Annotated in this window: 17 protein-coding genes; 5 read left to right on the forward strand and 12 right to left on the reverse strand. The window is 74.6% G+C overall.

Translation table 11 applies throughout. From position 1 onward, the window contains the following. The first annotated feature begins 28 nt into the window (after positions 1–28). Positions 29–973 carry a patatin-like phospholipase family protein gene (locus PKA89_RS04345; RefSeq protein WP_324416936.1) on the forward strand — a complete coding sequence of 315 codons (945 nt, stop codon included), beginning with the start codon at positions 29–31 and terminating at the stop codon, positions 971–973. 15 nt (positions 974–988) lie between these two features. On the opposite strand, the gene PKA89_RS04350 is transcribed toward PKA89_RS04345, so the two are convergent. Genes PKA89_RS04350 through PKA89_RS04360 form a run of 3 tightly spaced genes read right to left on the reverse strand, consistent with a single transcriptional unit; the run spans position 989 to position 3,559 of the window. Next, positions 989–1,711: a type 1 glutamine amidotransferase gene (locus tag PKA89_RS04350; protein WP_324416938.1), complete on the reverse strand. Its 723-nt coding sequence runs from the start codon at positions 1,709–1,711 to the stop codon at positions 989–991. Then, on the reverse strand, positions 1,698–3,017 hold the full coding sequence (locus tag PKA89_RS04355) for a cation:proton antiporter (protein WP_324416940.1): 1,320 nt from the start codon (positions 3,015–3,017) through the stop codon (positions 1,698–1,700). The genes PKA89_RS04350 and PKA89_RS04355 overlap by 14 nt, the downstream gene beginning before the upstream one ends. Next, a complete protein-coding gene (locus PKA89_RS04360) occupies positions 3,014–3,559 on the reverse strand; it encodes a DinB family protein (RefSeq protein WP_324416942.1) in 546 nt (181 codons plus the stop codon). Before PKA89_RS04360 ends, PKA89_RS04355 begins: the two co-directional genes overlap by 4 nt. Positions 3,560–3,615: 56 nt before the next feature. Here PKA89_RS04360 and PKA89_RS04365 point away from each other — a divergent pair, with 56 nt between their 5' ends. Continuing rightward, positions 3,616–4,740 (forward strand): diacylglycerol kinase family protein, encoded by a 1,125-nt coding sequence (locus PKA89_RS04365; RefSeq protein ID WP_324416944.1) that lies wholly within the window; start codon positions 3,616–3,618, stop codon positions 4,738–4,740. Between the two features lie 454 nt (positions 4,741–5,194). Here PKA89_RS04365 and zwf read toward each other — a convergent pair whose 3' ends face one another. The 5 genes from zwf to PKA89_RS04390 all read right to left on the reverse strand — a co-directional run bounded on the left by zwf (position 5,195) and on the right by PKA89_RS04390 (position 11,728). Then, a complete protein-coding gene (zwf, locus tag PKA89_RS04370; RefSeq protein WP_324416946.1) occupies positions 5,195–6,625 on the reverse strand; it encodes a glucose-6-phosphate dehydrogenase in 1,431 nt (476 codons plus the stop codon). 239 nt (positions 6,626–6,864) lie between these two features. Further along, entirely contained in the window at positions 6,865–8,157 is a 1,293-nt protein-coding gene (efeB, locus tag PKA89_RS04375) for an iron uptake transporter deferrochelatase/peroxidase subunit (RefSeq protein ID WP_324416948.1), read from the reverse strand. Beyond that, positions 8,154–9,296 (reverse strand): iron uptake system protein EfeO, encoded by a 1,143-nt coding sequence (efeO, locus tag PKA89_RS04380; RefSeq protein ID WP_324416950.1) that lies wholly within the window; start codon positions 9,294–9,296, stop codon positions 8,154–8,156. The genes efeB and efeO overlap by 4 nt, the downstream gene beginning before the upstream one ends. Positions 9,297–9,352: 56 nt before the next feature. Next, positions 9,353–10,213, reverse strand: coding sequence for an iron uptake transporter permease EfeU (efeU, locus tag PKA89_RS04385; protein WP_324416952.1), 861 nt, complete (start codon positions 10,211–10,213; stop codon positions 9,353–9,355). A gap of 126 nt (positions 10,214–10,339) precedes the next feature. Beyond that, on the reverse strand, positions 10,340–11,728 hold the full coding sequence (locus tag PKA89_RS04390) for an HAD-IB family hydrolase (RefSeq protein ID WP_324416954.1): 1,389 nt from the start codon (positions 11,726–11,728) through the stop codon (positions 10,340–10,342). A gap of 32 nt (positions 11,729–11,760) precedes the next feature. Between PKA89_RS04390 and PKA89_RS04395 the strand changes: the two genes are divergently transcribed. The 3 genes from PKA89_RS04395 to PKA89_RS04405 are packed head-to-tail and all read left to right on the forward strand — an operon-like array spanning position 11,761 to position 14,165. Continuing rightward, a complete protein-coding gene (locus PKA89_RS04395; protein WP_324416956.1) occupies positions 11,761–12,588 on the forward strand; it encodes a patatin-like phospholipase family protein in 828 nt (275 codons plus the stop codon). 10 nt (positions 12,589–12,598) lie between these two features. Next, positions 12,599–13,660: a 1-acyl-sn-glycerol-3-phosphate acyltransferase gene (locus PKA89_RS04400; RefSeq protein WP_324416958.1), complete on the forward strand. Its 1,062-nt coding sequence runs from the start codon at positions 12,599–12,601 to the stop codon at positions 13,658–13,660. Positions 13,661–13,676: 16 nt separating this feature from the next. Next, positions 13,677–14,165 (forward strand): META domain-containing protein, encoded by a 489-nt coding sequence (locus PKA89_RS04405; protein ID WP_324416960.1) that lies wholly within the window; start codon positions 13,677–13,679, stop codon positions 14,163–14,165. 492 nt (positions 14,166–14,657) lie between these two features. Here the strand turns inward: PKA89_RS04405 and pheA are convergent, their stop codons facing one another. From pheA to PKA89_RS04425, 4 genes are read right to left on the reverse strand one after another with little or no spacing between them, the layout of a single operon-like run. Next, complete coding sequence (pheA, locus tag PKA89_RS04410; protein ID WP_324416962.1) at positions 14,658–15,632, reverse strand: prephenate dehydratase; 975 nt, start codon at positions 15,630–15,632, stop codon at positions 14,658–14,660. Beyond that, positions 15,629–16,057: a DUF4446 family protein gene (locus PKA89_RS04415; protein WP_324416963.1), complete on the reverse strand. Its 429-nt coding sequence runs from the start codon at positions 16,055–16,057 to the stop codon at positions 15,629–15,631. The genes pheA and PKA89_RS04415 overlap by 4 nt, the downstream gene beginning before the upstream one ends. A 24-nt stretch (positions 16,058–16,081) precedes the next feature. Continuing rightward, complete coding sequence (locus PKA89_RS04420; RefSeq protein WP_324416965.1) at positions 16,082–16,615, reverse strand: hypothetical protein; 534 nt, start codon at positions 16,613–16,615, stop codon at positions 16,082–16,084. Further along, the gene (locus PKA89_RS04425; protein WP_324416967.1) at positions 16,608–17,882 is read right to left on the reverse strand and encodes a glycosyltransferase 87 family protein; all 1,275 of its coding nucleotides are present in this window, start codon (positions 17,880–17,882) and stop codon (positions 16,608–16,610) included. The genes PKA89_RS04420 and PKA89_RS04425 overlap by 8 nt, the downstream gene beginning before the upstream one ends. Between the last annotated feature and the right edge of the window lie 21 nt (positions 17,883–17,903).

A 17,903-nucleotide genomic window follows, 5' to 3' on the forward strand; every position in this document is an offset into this window, starting at 1 on the left:
GCCGCCCCGCTGCTAGCGTCCGGCCCCGATGAGCGACACCTCCCCCGGCAGCGACCGACCCGGCACCGAGTCGGGTTTCGCGCGCCGGCGCGCCCTCGTCATCGGGGGCGGTGGCTCGGCGGGCAACGCCTGGCTGATCGGGGTGCTCGCCGGCCTCGCCGAGGGCGGGGTCGACCTCACCGACGCCGACCTCGTCGTCGGGACCTCGGCCGGCGCGACGACCGCCGCCCAGCTGACGGCCCGGACACCGGCCGAGCTGCTCACCGAGGTCCTCGCCGCACCGGGGGGATCCGGGCGCACCGGCGTGCCGGGGGGCTCCCGACCCAGCGGCGGCCCGGGCGGCCGACCCACCCGGCCGGCGGTCGACCACTTCGCGCGGACCACCCGCGTCATCGCCGAGGCCTCGGACGCCGACGACATGCGGCGCCGGATGGGCTCCTCCGCGCTCGGCCTCGAGGTCGACCCGCAGCACGGTGCGCGGTGGCGGCAGGTCGTGGCGACCCGCCTCGGCACCGCGGACTGGCCCGCCCACGACCTGCTCGTCACGGCCGTCGACGCCCGGACCGGCGCGCCGGTGGTCCTCGACCGGGACAGCGGGGTCGACCTCGTCGACGCGGTCGCCGCGAGCTGCTCGAGCGCCCACCCGTACCCGGTGGGCGAGCGGCGCTACCTCGACGGTGGCTACCGCCGCAACGAGAACGCCGACCTGGCCGCCGGCTCCGAGCGGGTCGTCGTCCTCTCCCCGCTCGGCGGGCGCACCCGCCATCCGCTGGAGTGGCGGATGCAGCTGGCCGCCCAGGTCGAGGACCTCGAGGCGGGCGGCAGCCGGGTCGGGACGGTGCTGCCGGACGCGGCGTCGCTCGCCGCGTTCGGCGACGACCTGATGGACCCGGCGACCCGCGTGCCGGCCGCCCGCGCCGGCCACGCCCAAGGCCTCTCCGCCGCGAACGACCTCGCCGCGCTCTGGGGGTGAGCGGTCCCCGGGCGGTCAGCCCGTCCGTTCGCGGACGACGGCGACGAACCCGTCGAGGAGGGCGCGCGCGGCGGCCTCGGAGGCCGGCTCGGCCAGGTCCGCCGCCTCCCGCAGCACCGGGAGGTCGAAGCCCTCGGCGGCGAGCCGCGCGGGGTCCCAGCGGGCCAGCCGTTCGGCGCCGGCCTCGGGGTGGAACTGGACGCCCCACGCGCGCTCGCCGACCCGGAAGGCCTGGTGCGGGCAGGTGTCGGACTCGGCCAGGTGCACGGCGTCCGGCGGCAGCGCGACGACCTCGTCGCGATGGTGCTCGACGGCCGGGAAGACCGCCGGCAGCCGCCCGAGCAGCGGGTCGTCCTCGGCCGCGGGCAGCCGCCGGATGCGTACCGAACCGTGCTCCGGTCGCCCCGAGTCGGCGACGACCGTGCCGCCCGCGACGTGCGCGAGGAGCTGGGCACCGAGGCAGACGCCGAGCAGCGGGACGCCGTCGGCCACCGCGGCCCCGGCCAGCCGGCGCTCGGTCGGCAGCCACGGCGCCCGCTCGTCGGCATCCGGCATGACGCCGCCCCCCAGGAGGAGGATGCCGTCGTACCCGGTCGGGGCGTCGGGGACGTCGGGGCCGTCGACGACCTCGAGCCGGACGCCCGCCTCCTCGAACCAGCCGGCGAAGCGGGCCGGGCCGCTGTCCGGGTCGTTGCGCACCGCGAGGACGACCGGTGCGGTCGGGTCAGGCCGCGGCACCGGCCACCTCCTCGGCCGGGCCGGCCTCGCGGCGCCGCTCGAGCCAGCGCATCGCCGGGGTCGCGAGCACGCCGTGGACCAGCACCGAGAGGGCGACGGTGAACCCGACGGTCGACCACAGCCAGCGTTCCTCGGTGAAGGACGCGGTCCCGGCGGCGAACGCAAGGTAGTACAGCGAGCCGACCCCGCGGACCCCGAAGAACGCGACGACGAGCCGCTCGCCGCGCGTGAGACCGGCGGTGCCGCCGTTGCCCCGGGAGCCGACGAAGGCCAGCCATCCCGCGACCGGCCGCACCACGAGCACGAGCGTCACGCCGACGACCACCCCGCGCCAGTCGAGGTTGGCCAGCAGGCCGGTCGTCACGGCGAACCCGAGACCGAGGAGGAGGACGAGGGTGAGGAGGGTCTCGAGCCGCTCGACGACGTCGTGCATGTGGAGGTGGTACTCCGAACGCCGCTCGACCGACCGGATGGTCACCGCGCAGGCGAAGACGGCGAGGAAGCCATACCCGTGCACGACCTCGGCGGCGCCGTAGGCGAGCAGGAGCGCGGACAGCGCGAGCAGCGGCTGGCCCACCTCGGCGAGACGGAGCGACGGGCTGGGGGCGCGGAAGGCGAGCCGGGCGAGGGCCCAGCCGAGGACCACCCCGACGAGGACGCCGACGACGACCTTCCCGACGAGCTCCCACCCGATCCAGCGCCACAGTCCGCCCGCCGGCGCCCCGGCGGCGAGGAAGACGGCAGCCCACACGAACGGGAAGGCGAGGCCGTCGTTGAGGCCGGCCTCGCTGGTCAGGGCGAAGCGCACCTCGTCGTCCTCGTCGAGCTCGTCCTCCTCGCCCTCGAGCGTCGGTCCCTCGACCTGGACGTCCGAGGCGAGGACCGGGTCGGTCGGGGCGAGGACGGCGCCCAGGAGGAGTGCGGCGGGCGGCGCGACCCCGAGCGGGCCCCACGCCAGCAGCGCGACCGCTCCGATGCTCAGCGGCATCGCGATGCCGAGCAGCCGCCAGGTCGGCGACCAGGTCGCCCACGAGGCCCGCAGGCCGGGACGCAGCGGACGGTCGAGGGCCAGCCCGACGCCCATGAGGGCGACGAGGACGGTGACCTCGGTGAGGTGCTCGATCCACGGCCGGGCGGCGACCGGGTCGAGGCGCAGGGAGCCGGACATCGGTCCGGTGCCGAGCAGGAGGCCGACCGCGACGAGGACGATGGGGGCGGACAGGGCCCACCGGTGGAGCACCTGCGGGAGGACCGCGGCGAGGAGCAGCGCCCCACCGAGCAGGACGTAGACGAGCTCGGGTCTCACGGGGTGGCGGCGCCGACGTCGTGGAGGTGGTGCACGAGGTCGTGCAGGCCGTAGCGCCCGAGGGTCAGGGTCGTGAACCGCGAGCCGTCGGAGCGGGTGGCGGTGCGGGACCACGCGACGTCCTCGACGCCGGCGAACCGGGTGGCCAGCGCGGCGGCCGCGGTCGCGACCTCACCGGCGACGGTGGCGGGGTCCTGCTCGCCGTAGCGGTCGGCGACCGCCGTCTCGTCCTGGTCCCAGTTGGCGAAGGTCGGGTCGTCCTCGGTGAGGAGCAGCGCCAGGCGCTCGTCGAAGAGCCGGCAGACGTCGCGGACGTGGCAGGCGTACTCGAGCGGTGACCACGTCGCCGGGTCCGGCCGGCGGGTGGCGTCCGGGGACGCGAGGACCTGCGGCCACGGGTCGGTGGCGGCGAGGACGAGCCGCGCGACGTCGTCCGCGGGGACGGCGGCGGCCTCGAAGCCGCAGTCGGGGCAGGGGCGCTCGAGGACCCACGTCCAGTCCCTGGTGTCGGACTCGACGGCCGCGTCCGGGCGCTCACTCATGTCTGCAGACTACGGCGGTCACACCGGGGGCCCGACGCTCATGTACCTTCCCGTGTGTGTCGGGCGAGCAGTGGACGTGGGTGGGCATCGGTGTCGCCGTGCTGTTCGCCCTCGTCGGGGCGTTCCTCGTGCTCTCCGCGCGCGAGCCGGGCCGGCACGCCGCGACGTCCCGCCCTTCACGTGACACGTTCCGCCGGCCCGACGACGAGCCGCCGCCCCGCAAGCGCGTCGCCGTCGTCGTCAACCCCACGAAGTTCGACGACCTCGACGGGGTCAAGGCCACCCTGGCGAAGGTGTGCGCGGCGAACGACTGGGCCGAACCGGAGGTGCACGAGACGACCCCGCACGACGTCGGCTTCGGCCAGACGCGGGCGGCGCTCGCGGACGGCGTCGACCTCGTGTGCGCGCTCGGGGGTGACGGCACCGTCCGCGCCGTGGCGCAGGAGATGGTCGGCTCGGGGGTGCCGCTCGGCCTGCTGCCGGGCGGGACGGGCAACCTCCTCGCCCGCAACCTCGAGATGCCGGTCGACGACCTCGAGCGGGCCATGACGGTCGCCCTCACCGGACGCAACCGGCACGTCGACGCGGCGTGGCTCACCCTCGACCCCGAGCACCTGGAGCTCGAGGAGGGCGCCGGCGAGGGCTCGTCCGCCGGGGAGCGGCGGCACGCGTTCTTCGTCATGGCCGGCCTCGGCCTGGACGCGGCGATCATGGACTCGACCTCCGAGCAGCTGAAGTCGCGCATCGGGTGGGGGGCGTACGTGCCGGCCGGGCTGCGCCACATGCTCACGGAGCGGTTCAAGGTCACGCTGACTACCGACGGCGGGCCGCCCGAGTCCCAGCGGGCCCGGATGGTCGTCATCGGCAACTGCGGCAAGATCACCGGCGGCATCGACCTGCTCCCGGACGCCGAGCCGGACGACGGCACCCTCGACGTCATCGTCCTGGCACCGCGCGGGGTCGCCGCGTGGGCGTCGGTGGCCGCCAGGGTCATCACCCGCAGCGACCGGACGAGTGCGACGCTGTCCCGCTACCGGTGCCAGACGGCGACGGTGGAGGTCGACGAGCCGCAGCGGGTGCAGGTGGACGGCGACATCATCGGTGAGGCGAGCCGGGTGGCCGTCGAGGTGCAGGAGCGGGTTCTGGTCGTCCGCACCGAGAGCCGGCGGACCGCGGTCTGAGGCGGGCCGGGTGGCCCGGCCCAGGCGGGCGGGTGGCCGCCCCGAGACACCTCAGGCGGGCGGGTGGCCACCCCGCGACGCCTGTGGCGAGCGGGTGGCCGCCCCGCGACGCCTGAGGCGCGCGGGGGGCCGTCCCCGCCTCGTCCCGGACAAGGGGTGTTCTCCCCAGCTCCTTGCTCGACGCAACGGATCCCTTGCCCGACGCACGGGATTCCTTGCCCGACGCACGGGATTCCTTGCCCGACGCAATCGATCCCTTGCCGGACGCAAGGGATCGATTGCGCGGGGCAAGGAGGTCCGGGCACGACACCAGCGCTCGGGCGGCTGGTCCGCCGTCCCCGCCGCCGCACCCGACTCCAGGGCTCCTGACTCCCGACCACCCGGCCGCCCAGCCCGGGCCGCCGGCCCAGGCCCCGGCCCAGGCCCCGGCCCCGGCCCAGGCCCCGGCCCCGGCTCAGACCTTCTTCTCGCGCCACTTCCGCTCGAAGGGCAGCCGCCAGGTGAACGGCGCGATGAGCTGGTGGATCTGGTTCGGGCCGTAGGTGCCCTGTGCGTAGGGGTGCACGGGCGGCGGGTTGTCGAGGATCGGCTGGCTGATCTCCCACAGCCGTTCGATGCCGGTCGCCGACGTGAAGAGGGTCCGGTCGCCGCGCGCGGCGTCGTAGATGAGCCGCTCGTACGCCTCGAGCACCGCGCCCGCCCAGTCGGTCTCCTGCATCGCGAACTGCATCGACAGCTTGTCGAGCCGGAAGCCCGGCCCCGGTCGCTTCCCGTAGAACGACAGCGACATCCGCGACTTGTCGGCGAGGTCGAAGGTCAGGTGGTCCGGCCCCTGGTCGCCGACCCCCGACCCCTTGGGGAACATCGACTGCGGCGGCTCCTTGAACGCGATCGAGATGATCCGCGCCCCCTCGGCCATCCGCTTGCCGGTGCGCAGGTAGAACGGCACCCCGGCCCAACGCCAGTTGTCGACGAAGCACTTGAGCGCGACGAAGGTCTCGGTGTCGGAGTCGGGCGCGACCCCGGGCTCGTCGTGGTAGCCCGTGTACTGCCCGCGCACGACGTCGGTCGGCATGATCGGCTGCATCGAGCGGAAGACCTTGTTCTTCTCCCGGCTGATGGCCGCCGGCTCGAGCGCGGTCGGCGGCTCCATCGCGGTGAACGCGAGGATCTGGAACAGGTGCGTGACGACCATGTCGCGGTAGGCGCCGGTCGCTTCGTAGAAGTCGGCCCGCTGGCTGAGCCCGAGGGTCTCCGGCACGTCGATCTGGACGTGCGAGATGTTGTTGCGGTGCCAGATCGGCTCGAAGAGGCCGTTGGCGAACCGGAACGCGAGGATGTTCTGGGCCGGCTCCTTGCCGAGGAAGTGGTCGATGCGGAAGATCTGCTCCTCGTCGAAGACCTGGTGCAGCTCGGCGTTGAGCGCGACGGCCGAGGCGTGGTCGTGCCCGAACGGCTTCTCCATGACCACCCGGCTGCGTTCGACGAGCTTCGCGTCGGCGATCGTCTGCACCGCGGCGAGGGCAGCCTTCGGCGGCACCGCCAGGTAGTGCAGCCGCAGCGCGACGTCACCGGGCAGCTGCTCCTCGGCCGCCGCGACCGCGCGGGCCAGCGCCTCCGGACCGGACGACAGCGGCACGTAGTCGACGCGCTGGACGAACTCGCGCCAGTCGGCCTCGTCGATGTCCCGTGTGCTGTGCTCGCGCACGGCGGTGTGCACGAAGTCCCGGAACTCCTCGACGCTCTTGTCGTCGAGCGAGGTGCCGACGACGCGCAGGTCGTCGAGCAGGCGCGACTGGAACAGGTGGAGCAGGCCCGGGATGAGCTTGCGCTGGGCGAGGTCGCCGGTGGCCCCGAAGAGGACGACGGTGGTGGGCGCGGTCATGGGTCCACCCTGTCGCGCACCGGGGCCCGGCGCCACCCCCGGTCGCCGTCCGACCCTCGGACACCGCCGCCCCGGCACTCACCAGTCGGGGGAATATATTTCGTCGAACGGGGAGTTCTCCCCCGAGGAACCGGTTCTACCAGCCGGTAACATCCACCCGGGGACGGGACCGCGCCGGCGCAGGGGCTCGCGTGGCCCCGTCCCTGCGGTCCCCCGCGGCAGCCCGCGCGCCGGGCGCCTCAGCCGAAGAGCTGGGTCCCCCAGTCCCCACCGTCGGGCAACCCCGGCGGGCAGGCGAACAGCGCCGAGCCGGTGTGCTCGACGTACTCGTTCATCCGGTCGGCGCGGGCCAGCGCCCGCTGCATCGGGACGAACTGGCGGTGGGCGTCCCGGACGAACGCGACGAAGAAGAGCCCGGCGTCGAGGTGCCCCTGACCGTCCGTGCCGTCGGTGAAGTTGTAGCCCCGACGCAGGATGCGGATGCCGCCGAGGTGATCGGGATGGGCCAGCGCGACGTGCGAGTCGACCGGGATCCGGGGGTCGCCGCCGGCGGCCCGAGCGTGGAAGTCCGGCTCGGTGAACTCCCCGTGCTGCCCGAGCGGTGCACCGTCCTTCTTGTCCCGCCCGATCGTGTCCTCCTGGTCCTGCAGCGTGCTGCGGTCCCAGACCTCGATGTGCATCCGGATGCGCCGCGCGACGAGGTAGGAGCCACCGGCCAGCCACCCGGCCCCGCCGGCCCCACCGGCCACGTCGTCCGACGCGACCCACACGTGCTCGTCGAGGGCGGCGGCCTCCTCGGCCTTGAGGTTCGCCGTGCCGTCCTTGAACCCGAAGAGGTTGCGCGGGGTCGCCTGCGAGGTGGAGGTCGAGGACGTGCGCCCGAAGCCGAGCTGGCTCCAGCGCACGGCGACGACACCGAAGCCCATCCGGACGAGGTTGCGCACCGCGTGCACCGCGACCTGGGGGTCGTCGGCGCAGGCCTGGATGCACAGGTCGCCGCCGGAGCGCGCGGGGTCGAGGTCGTCGCCCGCGAAGGCCGGCAGGTCGCGCAGCGCCTCCGGGCGGCGGCCGGCGAGCCCGAAGCGCCCGTCGAAGAGCGAGGGGCCGTAGCCGATGGTCACGGTGAGGTTGGCGGCCGGGAGGTCGAGGGCCTCGCCGGTGTCCTGGGGCACGCCGTAGGGGCCGCCGCCGACGGTGCCACCCGGCGCCGCCTCGGCGCCGAGGGTCATCCGTTCCGCGGCCCGGGTCCAGGCGGTGAGCAGGTCGCGCAGGGCGGCGGGGTCGTCGGTGACGACGTCGAGCGCGACGAAGTGCAGCCGGTCCTGGGCCGGGGTCGTGATGCCGGCCTGGTGCGGCCCCCGGAACGGGACCACGCCGTCGGTCGCCGACAGGGCGCCGCCGCTCGCCGCACCCGGGGCAGCGGCCGCCGGGCGCGAGGCCCACGCGACCCCGGCGGCGGCACCGGCCACCGCGGTGCCTGCACCGGCGGCGAGGACCGCGCGCCGCGTCGAGCCGTCCACCGGAGGGGTCATCCCTTCGCCACGACACCCGCGACGGTCGCGACCGGCTCGGCGAACGCGTCGAGGGCCTCGGTCAGCTTCTTGACGTCGGCGTCGCCGAGCGAGGTGTAGAGGACGAAGCCCTCACCGGAGTGGTGCGAGTCGAGCAGCTGCTCGAGCGCCGTGCCACGCGCGTCGATGGTCTCGACGAGCTCGGGGTCCTTGGCCAGCAGGAACGGGCGCAGCGCCTGCAGCGCCGCCTTCGACCCCTCGAAGTTCGCGTCGAAGTCCCAGAGGTCGGTGTGGCTGTAGCGCTCTTCCTCGCCGGTGATCTTGCCGGTGGCGATCTCGTCCAGCAGCGCCTTCGAGCCGTTGGCCAGCTGGAGCGGGTTGAGCTGCACCGTCTTCGCCTTCGCCACGAGCTCGGTGACGTCGGCGAGCAGGCGGTCGGCGATCTCGCCGGAGTCCTTCTGCAGCGCGGTCCGCCACAGGTCCTTCTCGAGGCGGTGGTAGCCGGTGAACTCCATCCCCTCCTCGACGACGTCCTCGCGCCCGTCGATCCGCGGGTCGAGGTCGCCGAAGGACTCCGCGACCGGCTCGATGCGCTCCCAGGAGGAGCGGGCCGTCGGGTAGAGGGCCTTGGCCGCCGCCACCTTGCCGGCCTTGACGAGGGCGACGAACTCGGTCGTCCGCGCGAGGAACTCGTCGGCCTCCTCGGCGACGTACTGCTGGTAGGTCGCCGTCGCGGCGGCGAGGTTCTCGTCGTCGCTCTTCGCCGCGCCCGCGGAGCCGGTGACCGTGAAGTCGGCCCGGATGCCGTCGCCGACCATCCCCGGCTTGCAGGCCGTCTGGTAGGTGCCCGGCTCGCTCAGCTCGACGTGGAAGGTGCGCGAGAGGCCGGGGCCGATGTTCTCGACCTCGCCCATGATCCGGTCGCCCTCGGCGTAGACGTAGAACTCGTTGATCTTGCTGCCCTTGTTGGTCACCGCGAACTCGACGGTGCCGGCCGGGGCCTCGGTGCGGGAGAGCTCGCACGCGGTGTCGGTGGCGGTCACCGTGATCGGACCGTCACCGGAGCCCTTGTCGGCGCCGTCGCCCCCGCCGGCGCAGGCGGCGAGCACGAGGGTGACGGGCAGGGCGAGGAACGCCGCGCGGGCGCGCGAGGTCGACATCGGGGAGGTCCTTCCGGGATGGGGTGGGCGCTCGCGGGACGGGCTCGGGCAGCGGGTCAGGCCGCCGCGGTCTCGCGTGCGGGGTCGGGGCGCTCCGGGGCGGCCGCGGTCGTGCCGCGGGTGGGCCGGAGGAAGAAGTACATGACGGTGCCGACGTAGAGCACCCACGCGACGGCCTGGAGCACGGTGGTCTGCGGCGTGAAGTTGAAGATGCCCTTGAGCAGCGCGGCGTACCAGGTGTTGGAGTCGATGCTGCCGGAGAGGTCGAAGGCGAGGGTGTTGAGCCCGGGCAGGATCGCCGCCTCCTGGAGGTCGTGGATGCCGTAGGCGAGGATGCCTCCGGCGACGACGACGAGCGCGATCCCGGTGTAGCGGAAGAACTTCGAGAGGTTGATCTTCAGGGCGCCCTTGTACATCAGCCAGCCGAGGACGACGGCGCCGGCGAGGCCCACGGCCCAGCCGAGGAGCGGAACGTTGTTGCCGGAGCCGGCGGCCTGCGCGGTCGCGTAGAAGAAGATCGCGGTCTCGAGGCCCTCACGACCGACCCCGAGGAAGCCGACGAGGGCCACGGCCAGCGGGCCGAGGTCGAGGGCGCGGTCGAGCCGTCCCTTGAGCTCGCCGGAGATGCTCCGCGCGGCCGACTTCATCCAGAAGACCATCACGGTGACGAAACCGACCGCGACGATGCTCGCCGTGCCACCCACCGCCTCCTGGGCCTCGAACGAGAGCTGGCGGGTGCCGAAGGTCAGCAGGGCGCCGAGCCCGACGGAAAGGGCGACGGCGGTCGCGACCCCGGCCCAGACCCAGCGGATGCCCCAGGTACGCTGCGTCTTCACGAGGAAGGCGAGGAGGATGACGACGACGAGGGCGGCTTCGAGCCCCTCACGCAGCCCGATGAGGGCGTTGCTGACGAACATCCGAACTCCATCCAGGCACAGGTGAGGCTTACCTGAGTTAGGTAACCCTAATGGTGCCCGGACGTCAAATCCCGATCCGCCCTGCGGAACACCGGCGCACGCACACCCGGGACGCGGGGGACGGCGTCACCCGCGGGAGCGACCGCGAGGCGTCGCGAGCGCGACCTCCTCGGCCGTGGGGGTCCGCTCCTCGCGGGCCTCGGGCGGCAGGCAGTCGACGATGGCCTCCATGATCCGTCGCGTGTCCGCCGCGGCCGAGCGGCCGAGGACCTCCACCGGCGGCCCGACCCGCACGCGGACGGTCGGCGGGTCGGTGAGCGAGAGCATCCGCGGCAGGGCCGAGCTGCGCGGCCACACCTTCTCGCTGCCCCACACCCCGAACGGGATGACCGGGGCCCCGGTCGCCGCGGCGAGCCGGGCGGCGCCGGTACGCCCCTTGAGGACCGGGTCGTAGAACCGCGCCCCCCGCGGGATCGTGCCCTGCGGGAGGAGGCAGACCAGCTCGCCGGCCTCGAGAGCCACCGCGGCGGTCTCGAAGGACTCCTGGCCACCGCCGGCGCGGTCGACCGGGATGCCGCCGAGGGCGCTGGCCAGCGCCCCGACGACCGGCACGTCGAAGAGCTCCTTCTTCGCGAGGATGCGGCCGGTGCGGCCGGTGCGGCGCATCATCTGGATCATCGCCGGGATGTCGAAGTAGCTGCGGTGGTTGCCGACGAGGATGGCCGGGCCGGTGCGCGGGATGTTCTCCGTCCCGGCGACGTCGAAACGTGCGTAGGGGGTGAGGGCCGGTGGGCTGGCGAGGAAGAGCAGGCGCTGGAGCTCGACCCCGAGGACCGGGATCTTCACCACGCCTGGCGAGACGTCGAAGTGCACGATGGGCCACCCCCGGGCGAGCGCGTAGAGCGTGAGCCGCGGGTCCGGGTTGACCGCGGCGGGGCTGCCGACCGCCGAGAGCAGCGGCAGGTCGTAGATGGAGTCGGAGTAGGCGAAGGACTCCGCGAGGTCGACGCCCTCGCGCTCGGCCCAGGACCGGACCGCGGCCAGCTTGCCGCGGGACCAGACGAACGGGCCGTCGAGGTCGCCGCTGAACCGGCCGTCGTCGGTCAGCGCGTAGCGGGTGGCGACGACGTGGTCGACCCCGAGCCGCTCGGCGAGCGGGCGGACGAGGTGCTCGGGGGTCGTCGTCGCGAGGACGACGGGCCGGCCGGCGGCCCGGTGCTGCTCGATGAGGGCGAGCGCGAACGGGTGGATCACCGCGGCGATGGTGTCGGCGGCCGCGGCGGCGGCGGCGTCGAACGCGTCGCCGGTCCGGCCGCGGGCGACGAGGGTGGCCTGGCGGGCGAGGGCGATGCTCGGCAGGGTTTCCCCGATGAGGTCGAACGCCTTGTAGAGCAGTCCCTCGCCGGGCAGCCGCCGGCTGACGACCCCGAGGTCGTACATCGCGCGGGACAGGAGCGGACCCGTGCCGCCCTGGAGGAGGGTGCGGTCGAGGTCGAAGATCGCCGCGCCGCTCATGCTCGCAGGCTACCGGGCTGCATCATGGGCTCATGCCGCGTCGCGAGGAGCAGACCGCGTTCGTCCTCGGGGGCGGCGGTGTCCTCGGCGCGACGCAGGTCGGGATGGTCCGGGCGCTCGCCGAGGCCGGCATCGTCCCGGACGTCGTCGTCGGCACGAGCATCGGTGCGCTCAACGGGGCGTTCGTCGCCGCGGACCCCTCCCCCGTCGGCGCCGCCCGGCTCGCCGAGGTGTGGGAGGCGGTGGTCCGCGACGGCGTGTTCACCGAGAGCCCCGTCCGCCAGGCGGCCCGCGTCGCCCGTTCGCGGACGCACCTGCTCTCGAACGCGCCGCTCCGGCACGTCCTCGACACCTACCTGCCGGTGACGACGTTCGAGGAGCTGGTCGTGCCGTTCCAGTGCGTCGCGGCGCGGATCGACGACGCGTCGTCGGCGTGGTTCTCCTCGGGCGAGCTCGCCGCGCCGGTCATCGCGTCGTGCTCGGTGCCGGGGCTCTTCCCGCCGGTCGAGATCGGTGGGCACTGGCACTTCGACGGGGGGCTCGTCCACTCCATCCCGGTCGGCCGGGCGCTCGAGCTCGGGGCGACCCGGGTGTTCGTCCTCCAGGTCGGCCGGGTCGAACAGCCCCTCGCCCCACCGCGGTTGCCCTGGGAGGTGGGGATGGTCGCGTTCGAGATCGCCCGCCGGCACCGCTTCGTCCACGAGATGGCGTCGGTGCCCGGCGGGGTCGAGACGCACGTGCTGCCGAGCGGCGCTTCGACGACGCCGAACGTCCCCATCCGCGCCGCGCGGGCGTCCCGGATGCGCGAGCGGGAGGACCAGGCCTACGAGGCCTCGGCCCAGTACCTCGCCGGGCTCTAGGCTCACCGGCATGGGCGCACGTGGCATCCCCCCGCCTCCCCCGGCGGTGCGTCGTGTCCTCGCTCCGCTGTGGCCGCTCGTCGGCGTGGTCGTCACCGGGCTCATGGTCCCGGTCGTCGTGCTGGGGGCGTTCGCCGCGTTGGTCGACCGGCGGGCCCGGCTCTTCCGCTCGGTCTGCCTCGCCGTGCTGCTCATGTGGGTCGACATCCGGATGCTCGTCCGGTGCTGGGTGCTCGGTGCCGAGCCGCGCGACCAGCACGCCCCGGCGTGGCGCGAGGACCACGAGGGGCTGCTCGCCGACGCGCTCGACTCGCTGATGTTCTACACGCGCCGCTGGTTCGGGCTCGAGGTGCGGCTCACCGACCGGATGCACTTCGGCACCGAGGGCCGGCCGCTCATCGCCTTCGCCCGGCACGCCGGCCCGTTCGACTCGCTGGCCGTCGCGTGGCTGCTGGCCCGCACGGCCGGCCGGCTGCCGCGCATCGTCCTCGCCGAGGCGCTGCGCTGGGACCCGGGGATCGACACCATCCTCACCCGGCTCGACTCGTTCTTCGTCCCGTCGGCCGGCGAGGACCGGCTGGCCGGGGTGCGCGGGATGGCGTCCAGCCTGGGCAGCGGGGACGTGCTCCTCCTCTTCCCCGAGGGCCAGAACTGGACCCCGACGCGGCGGGCGCGGCTCATCGAGCGGCTGCGCCGGACGGGCGAGCACCGACGGGCGGCCCGGGCCGAGGAGCTGGTCAACGTGCTGCCGCCGAAGACGCGGGGGGCGTGGGCGGCTCGCTCGGCGCGCCCGGACGCCGACGTCATGGTGGTGGCGCACGCCGGCTACGGACAGCTCTCCGACGCTCGGCTGATCTGGGAGGCGATGCCGTTCCGCGACCGGCCCTTCCTCGTGCGGACCTGGACCTACCGGTCGGCCGACGTGCCCGACGACCCGGTGGCGTTCGCGACGTGGCTGGACGCCCGCTGGGGTGAGGTCGACGCGTGGGTCACCGCGCACACCGACGAGGGCGGGATCCCCGAGCGGTCGGGCGCGGCGGGCACCGGAGGGTCCGGAACCCTCGTCGGGTAGCGGGCGTCCGAGCGGCATGGGACGCCTCTCCGGCCGGGTGCTCGCCGTGCTGTTCGTCGTCGTGCTCGTCGTCGCGGGGGCGGCGGCGCTCCGGCTGTGGGGCGGTGGCGCGGACTCGGCGAACGGGTCGGCGCCGGTGACGTCGGTGGACGAGCTCGCCGGGCGGTGGGCCGCGGTCAACGCGACCCGGGCCCCGGCGGCGCTCGCGGCGCCGGTCGTCCTGACCTTCGACGGCGAGCGCGTCTCGGTCCAGACCGGGTGCAACACCGGCGGGGGCACGGTGTCGGTGGAGGACTCGCGACTCGTGCTCGGTGGGCGGGGCCTGGCGCTCACCGAGATGGCATGCCTCGAGGAGGGGCGGGCCGGTCAGGAGGCGTGGGTCGTCTCGATGCTCGACGCGCGCCCGCGGCTGGAGCGGTCCGGGCCGTACCTCTACCTCCACTGGGGCGAGGGTGAGCGGTACTGGCTGGGGCTCGAGCGGTCGGACGGCGCGGCGCAGGGGTGAGCCCGGGGAGCGCGCCGGTGGACGCGCGGCGCGGCGCACGGGTGAGCCCCGGGAGCGCGCCGATGGACGCGCGGCGCGGCGCACGGGTGAGCCGCAGGGCACGCGGTCGGGCGGCTCGCCGCCGGTGCGTGCTGAGAGCGGCTCCCGGTTGTGTCGTCTCCCCAACTCCTTGCCTCCCGCAAACGATCCCTTGCGGGTGGCAAGGGATACCTTGCGCCGGGCAAGGGATCGTTTGCGTCGGGCAAGGGATACCTCACGTGGGGCAAGGAGTTCGGGGCAACACCCCTTCTCTCCCGGGGGCCGAGAACCGCTCGCTCGGACCCCGGCGGCCGGGACCCGCTTGCACAAACCCCTGGCGGCCGGGAACCGCTCGCTCGGACCCCGGCGGCCGGGACCCGCTTGCACAAACCCCTGGCAGCCGGGAGCCACTCGCTCGGACCCCGGCGGCCGGGACCCGCTTGCTCAAACCCCTGGCGGCCGGGACTCGCTTGCTCAGACCCCGGCGTCCCGGATGCCGTGCAACCACGATCGCGCGGCCGCGAAGTCGGCGTCACTCGCCCGTGGCCCGACCGTCGCCGGCCGCCGGTCCGCTCGCGGGTAGGACCCGAGGAAGCGCACCTCGGCGCAGATCCGCTTCAGCCCCATGAGCGCCTCGCCGAGCCGCTCGTCGTGCACGTGGCCCTCGACGTCGATCGAGAAGCAGTACGACCCCATCGACGCCTTGGTCGGGCGCGACTCCAGCCGTGTCATGTTGATGCCCCGGGCCGCGAACTGCTCGAGCAGCTCGAGCAGCCCGCCTGCGTGGTCGTCGCGCTGGAAGAGCACGACCGTCGTCTTGTCGGCGCCGGTCGGCGCGGGCAGGTCGCCCGGCCGCGCGACGAGCACGAAGCGCGTCACCGCCGCCTGCATGTCGCCGATGCCCTCCGCGAGCACCGACAGCCCGTGCAGCGTGGCCGCCGCCGGGGCGCACACCGCCGCGTCGAACGCCGGCGACCCGGCCGACCCCGCCGACCCCGCGGCCGCGGCCCGCCCCTCGTGCAGCGCCCCCAGCGTCTCGGCCGCCGCCGCCGTCGACAGCGTCGGCACGTACACGGCCCGTGGCAGGTGCTCCCCCATCCACCCGCGGACCTGCGCCCACGCGTGCGAGTGCGTCCCGACCGCACGCACGTCGGCCAGCGCCACCCCACCCCGGGCCGCGAGGACGAAGGTGACCGGCACCATCACCTCACCGGTGACGAGCAGCGGGTCGCCGCTGGCCAGGGCGTCGAGCGTCGCCGACACCCCGCCCTCGACCGAGTTCTCGATCGGGACCATCGCACCGTCGACGTCGCCGGCCCGCAACGCCGCGAGGGCCGCGTCGACCGACCCGAAGGCCACCCGCTCCGCGCCGTCGGCCGCCGGCCAGGCGTCGAGCGCCATCGAGGTGAAGGTCCCCTCCGGTCCGAGGTAGCCGAGGCGGGTCGTCATGGCTGCTCCTTGCCGGTCCGGGCCGCCGCGAGGGCCTGCTGCTCCTCGGGCGAGAGGGTGGCGTCGGAGGTGCCGCCGACGACGCCCTTGGCGTAGGTGCGCGACTCCCCGCGCGCGTGGATCGAGCTGATGACGAGCCCGTCGCCGCGGTCGTCGACGACGGCCGCGCTGAAGCTCAGCCGGCCGCCCATGTCGCCGAACGCGTCGTACCGGACGACCGCCACGTGCCGCAGCGCCTGGGCGACCTCGGCGCGCAGGGCCGCGACGTCGGAGTCCCCCGCCGGGCGGTGGCCCTCGAGCGCCGCGACCCGTCGGCGCAACGCCGCGGTCCGGGCGAGCAGCACGACGAGGCCGACGAGCGCGAGGAGCCCCAGCACCGCCGGCACCCCGAGGAGCACCGCCTCCCGCGCATCCAGTCCGAGCACGCGCCCAAGGCTAGGCGCTCGACGTCAGCCGGGGCGGGTCGTCCCGAGGGCCGGGTCGTCGTCGCACACGGCCCGGACGCCGAAGCGCGTCCGGCGCGCGTCCATCCGCCCGGTCCGCACGTCCGCGAGCAGCTGCTCCATCCGGGAGCGTGGGTCGACCCCGCGCGGCAGCGTCTCGGAGCGTAGGACCCACCGCCCGCGACCGTTCCTGGGGTCGGGCAGGACGACACCGACCCGCCACCGGGTGGAGTGCTCGCGCACGAGGACGGTGAGGACCCTCCGGGTCGGGTAGTAGGCGGCGAAGTAGACCGCCCACGTGAGCCAGAAGCGCAGTCCGTCCTGCCAGAAGCCGCCGTCCCCGGCACCGAACCACCCGCGCCCCAGCCACACGACGAGGACGACGACGCCGGCACCCGCCGCGAACGGCACGAGGACGGGTGGACGCGCGAGGGGGATGCCGACCTTCTCGCCGACGACCTCGAGCACCATCCCGGTCCGCGAGAACACGGTGATCGACGTGCCGGGCGGTGTCGCCGGGGGCAGGACCTCGTCACGCACCTGCCGTGGCCTCCTCGGCCGGGGTACCGACGCCGGCCTCGTCCGCCCGGCTCCCGGGCCGCTCCCGCGCCACCCACCAGAGGAGCACGAGGCACAGCACCCCGCCGGCGACGTCGGCGTTCTGGAGGACGCGCCCGGGCCACTCCGGCCAGTCGCGGTGCGCGAGCCAGTCGATGCCCCACCACGGCAGTCGGAGGGTGAAGAACACCGTGACCGCGAGCGCCGCCCACAGCCGGTGCCGTTCCTGCCACGGGCGGGCCCCGAGCAGCGCGAGGACGACGACGACGACCCAGTGGTAGTGGTGCACCCACGACACCGGGGAGACGAGGCAGGCGACGATGCCGACGACGGCGAGCTCGGCCACCGGGTCGCCGGCGCGGTACATCCGGGCGGCCAACCGGAAGCCGAACCAGGCGACGACCGCGACGACGACGAGCCAGAGCACCGTGCCGGGCAGCCCCTCCGGCCCGAGCCGCAGGAGGAACCCGCGGATCGACTGGTTGGCCGTGCCCGCGTTCGGGCCGAGGCGGGTGGGGTCGCGCAGCGCGGAGGTCCAGAACTCCCAGGACGTCCCGGGGAGGATGACGGCGGCGAGCAGCGTCGCGACGGCCGCTGACGCCACGGTCGTCGCCGCTTCGGGCCAGCGCCGCGTGACGAGGAAGTGCACGACGAACACCCCGGGCGTCAGCTTGACCGCCATCGCCAGCCCGATGAGCGCACCGCGCGGCAGCCAGCGGGCCAGCCGTGGCCGGGGCTCGACGAGGTCCATGACGCAGGCCAGCACGAGGAACGCGTTGACCTGGCCGAAGCGGATGCCGTCGTCGACCGGGTGCAGCCACAGCATCGGCGCGGTGAGCAGCGCGAGAGCCAGCGGCAGGCGGTCCCCGGCGGTCACGAGGACGCGCCGGCCGGCGTACCAGACGATGGCCGTCGTCGCGACGACCTGCAGCGCCGTCCACAGCCAGCCGACGACCCCGAACGGGATGAAGGCCAGCGGCAGCGCGAGGAACGCCGCGAAGGGCGGGTAGGTGAACGGCAGCAGCTGCGGGGCCTCGGTCATCGCCGAGTAGATCGGGCGCCCGGTGAGGATCGAGACGCCTGCGTCGCGGTAGACGTCGACGTCGACCTGCCACTGGTCGAGCGGCCAGAAGACGAGGTAGCGCAGGGCGACCGGGCTCGCGGCGAGGGCGATGACGAGGGCCGCGAGGGTCCACGACACCCACCGGCGACGGGGCGCTGGCGGGCGCGAGGCCCTCGGGGTGGTCACGACACCATTCTCACCACGGGT

This window comes from Phycicoccus sp., from assembly GCF_035325325.1.
Taxonomy (GTDB): domain Bacteria; phylum Actinomycetota; class Actinomycetes; order Actinomycetales; family Dermatophilaceae; genus Phycicoccus.

What these genes read in the sequence shown, in the direction of transcription:
- PKA89_RS04345 (WP_324416936.1), top strand. Translation starts at nt 29, where the DNA reads ATGAGCGACACCTCCCCCGGCAGCGACCGACCCGGCACCGAGTCGGGT.
- PKA89_RS04360 (WP_324416942.1), bottom strand. Translation starts at nt 3,559, where the DNA reads ATGAGTGAGCGCCCGGACGCGGCCGTCGAGTCCGACACCAGGGACTGG.
- zwf (WP_324416946.1), bottom strand. Translation starts at nt 6,625, where the DNA reads ATGACCGCGCCCACCACCGTCGTCCTCTTCGGGGCCACCGGCGACCTC.
- efeB (WP_324416948.1), bottom strand. Translation starts at nt 8,157, where the DNA reads ATGACCCCTCCGGTGGACGGCTCGACGCGGCGCGCGGTCCTCGCCGCC.
- efeO (WP_324416950.1), bottom strand. Translation starts at nt 9,296, where the DNA reads ATGTCGACCTCGCGCGCCCGCGCGGCGTTCCTCGCCCTGCCCGTCACC.
- efeU (WP_324416952.1), bottom strand. Translation starts at nt 10,213, where the DNA reads ATGTTCGTCAGCAACGCCCTCATCGGGCTGCGTGAGGGGCTCGAAGCC.
- PKA89_RS04390 (WP_324416954.1), bottom strand. Translation starts at nt 11,728, where the DNA reads ATGAGCGGCGCGGCGATCTTCGACCTCGACCGCACCCTCCTCCAGGGC.
- PKA89_RS04395 (WP_324416956.1), top strand. Translation starts at nt 11,761, where the DNA reads ATGCCGCGTCGCGAGGAGCAGACCGCGTTCGTCCTCGGGGGCGGCGGT.
- PKA89_RS04400 (WP_324416958.1), top strand. Translation starts at nt 12,599, where the DNA reads ATGGGCGCACGTGGCATCCCCCCGCCTCCCCCGGCGGTGCGTCGTGTC.
- PKA89_RS04405 (WP_324416960.1), top strand. Translation starts at nt 13,677, where the DNA reads ATGGGACGCCTCTCCGGCCGGGTGCTCGCCGTGCTGTTCGTCGTCGTG.
- pheA (WP_324416962.1), bottom strand. Translation starts at nt 15,632, where the DNA reads ATGACGACCCGCCTCGGCTACCTCGGACCGGAGGGGACCTTCACCTCG.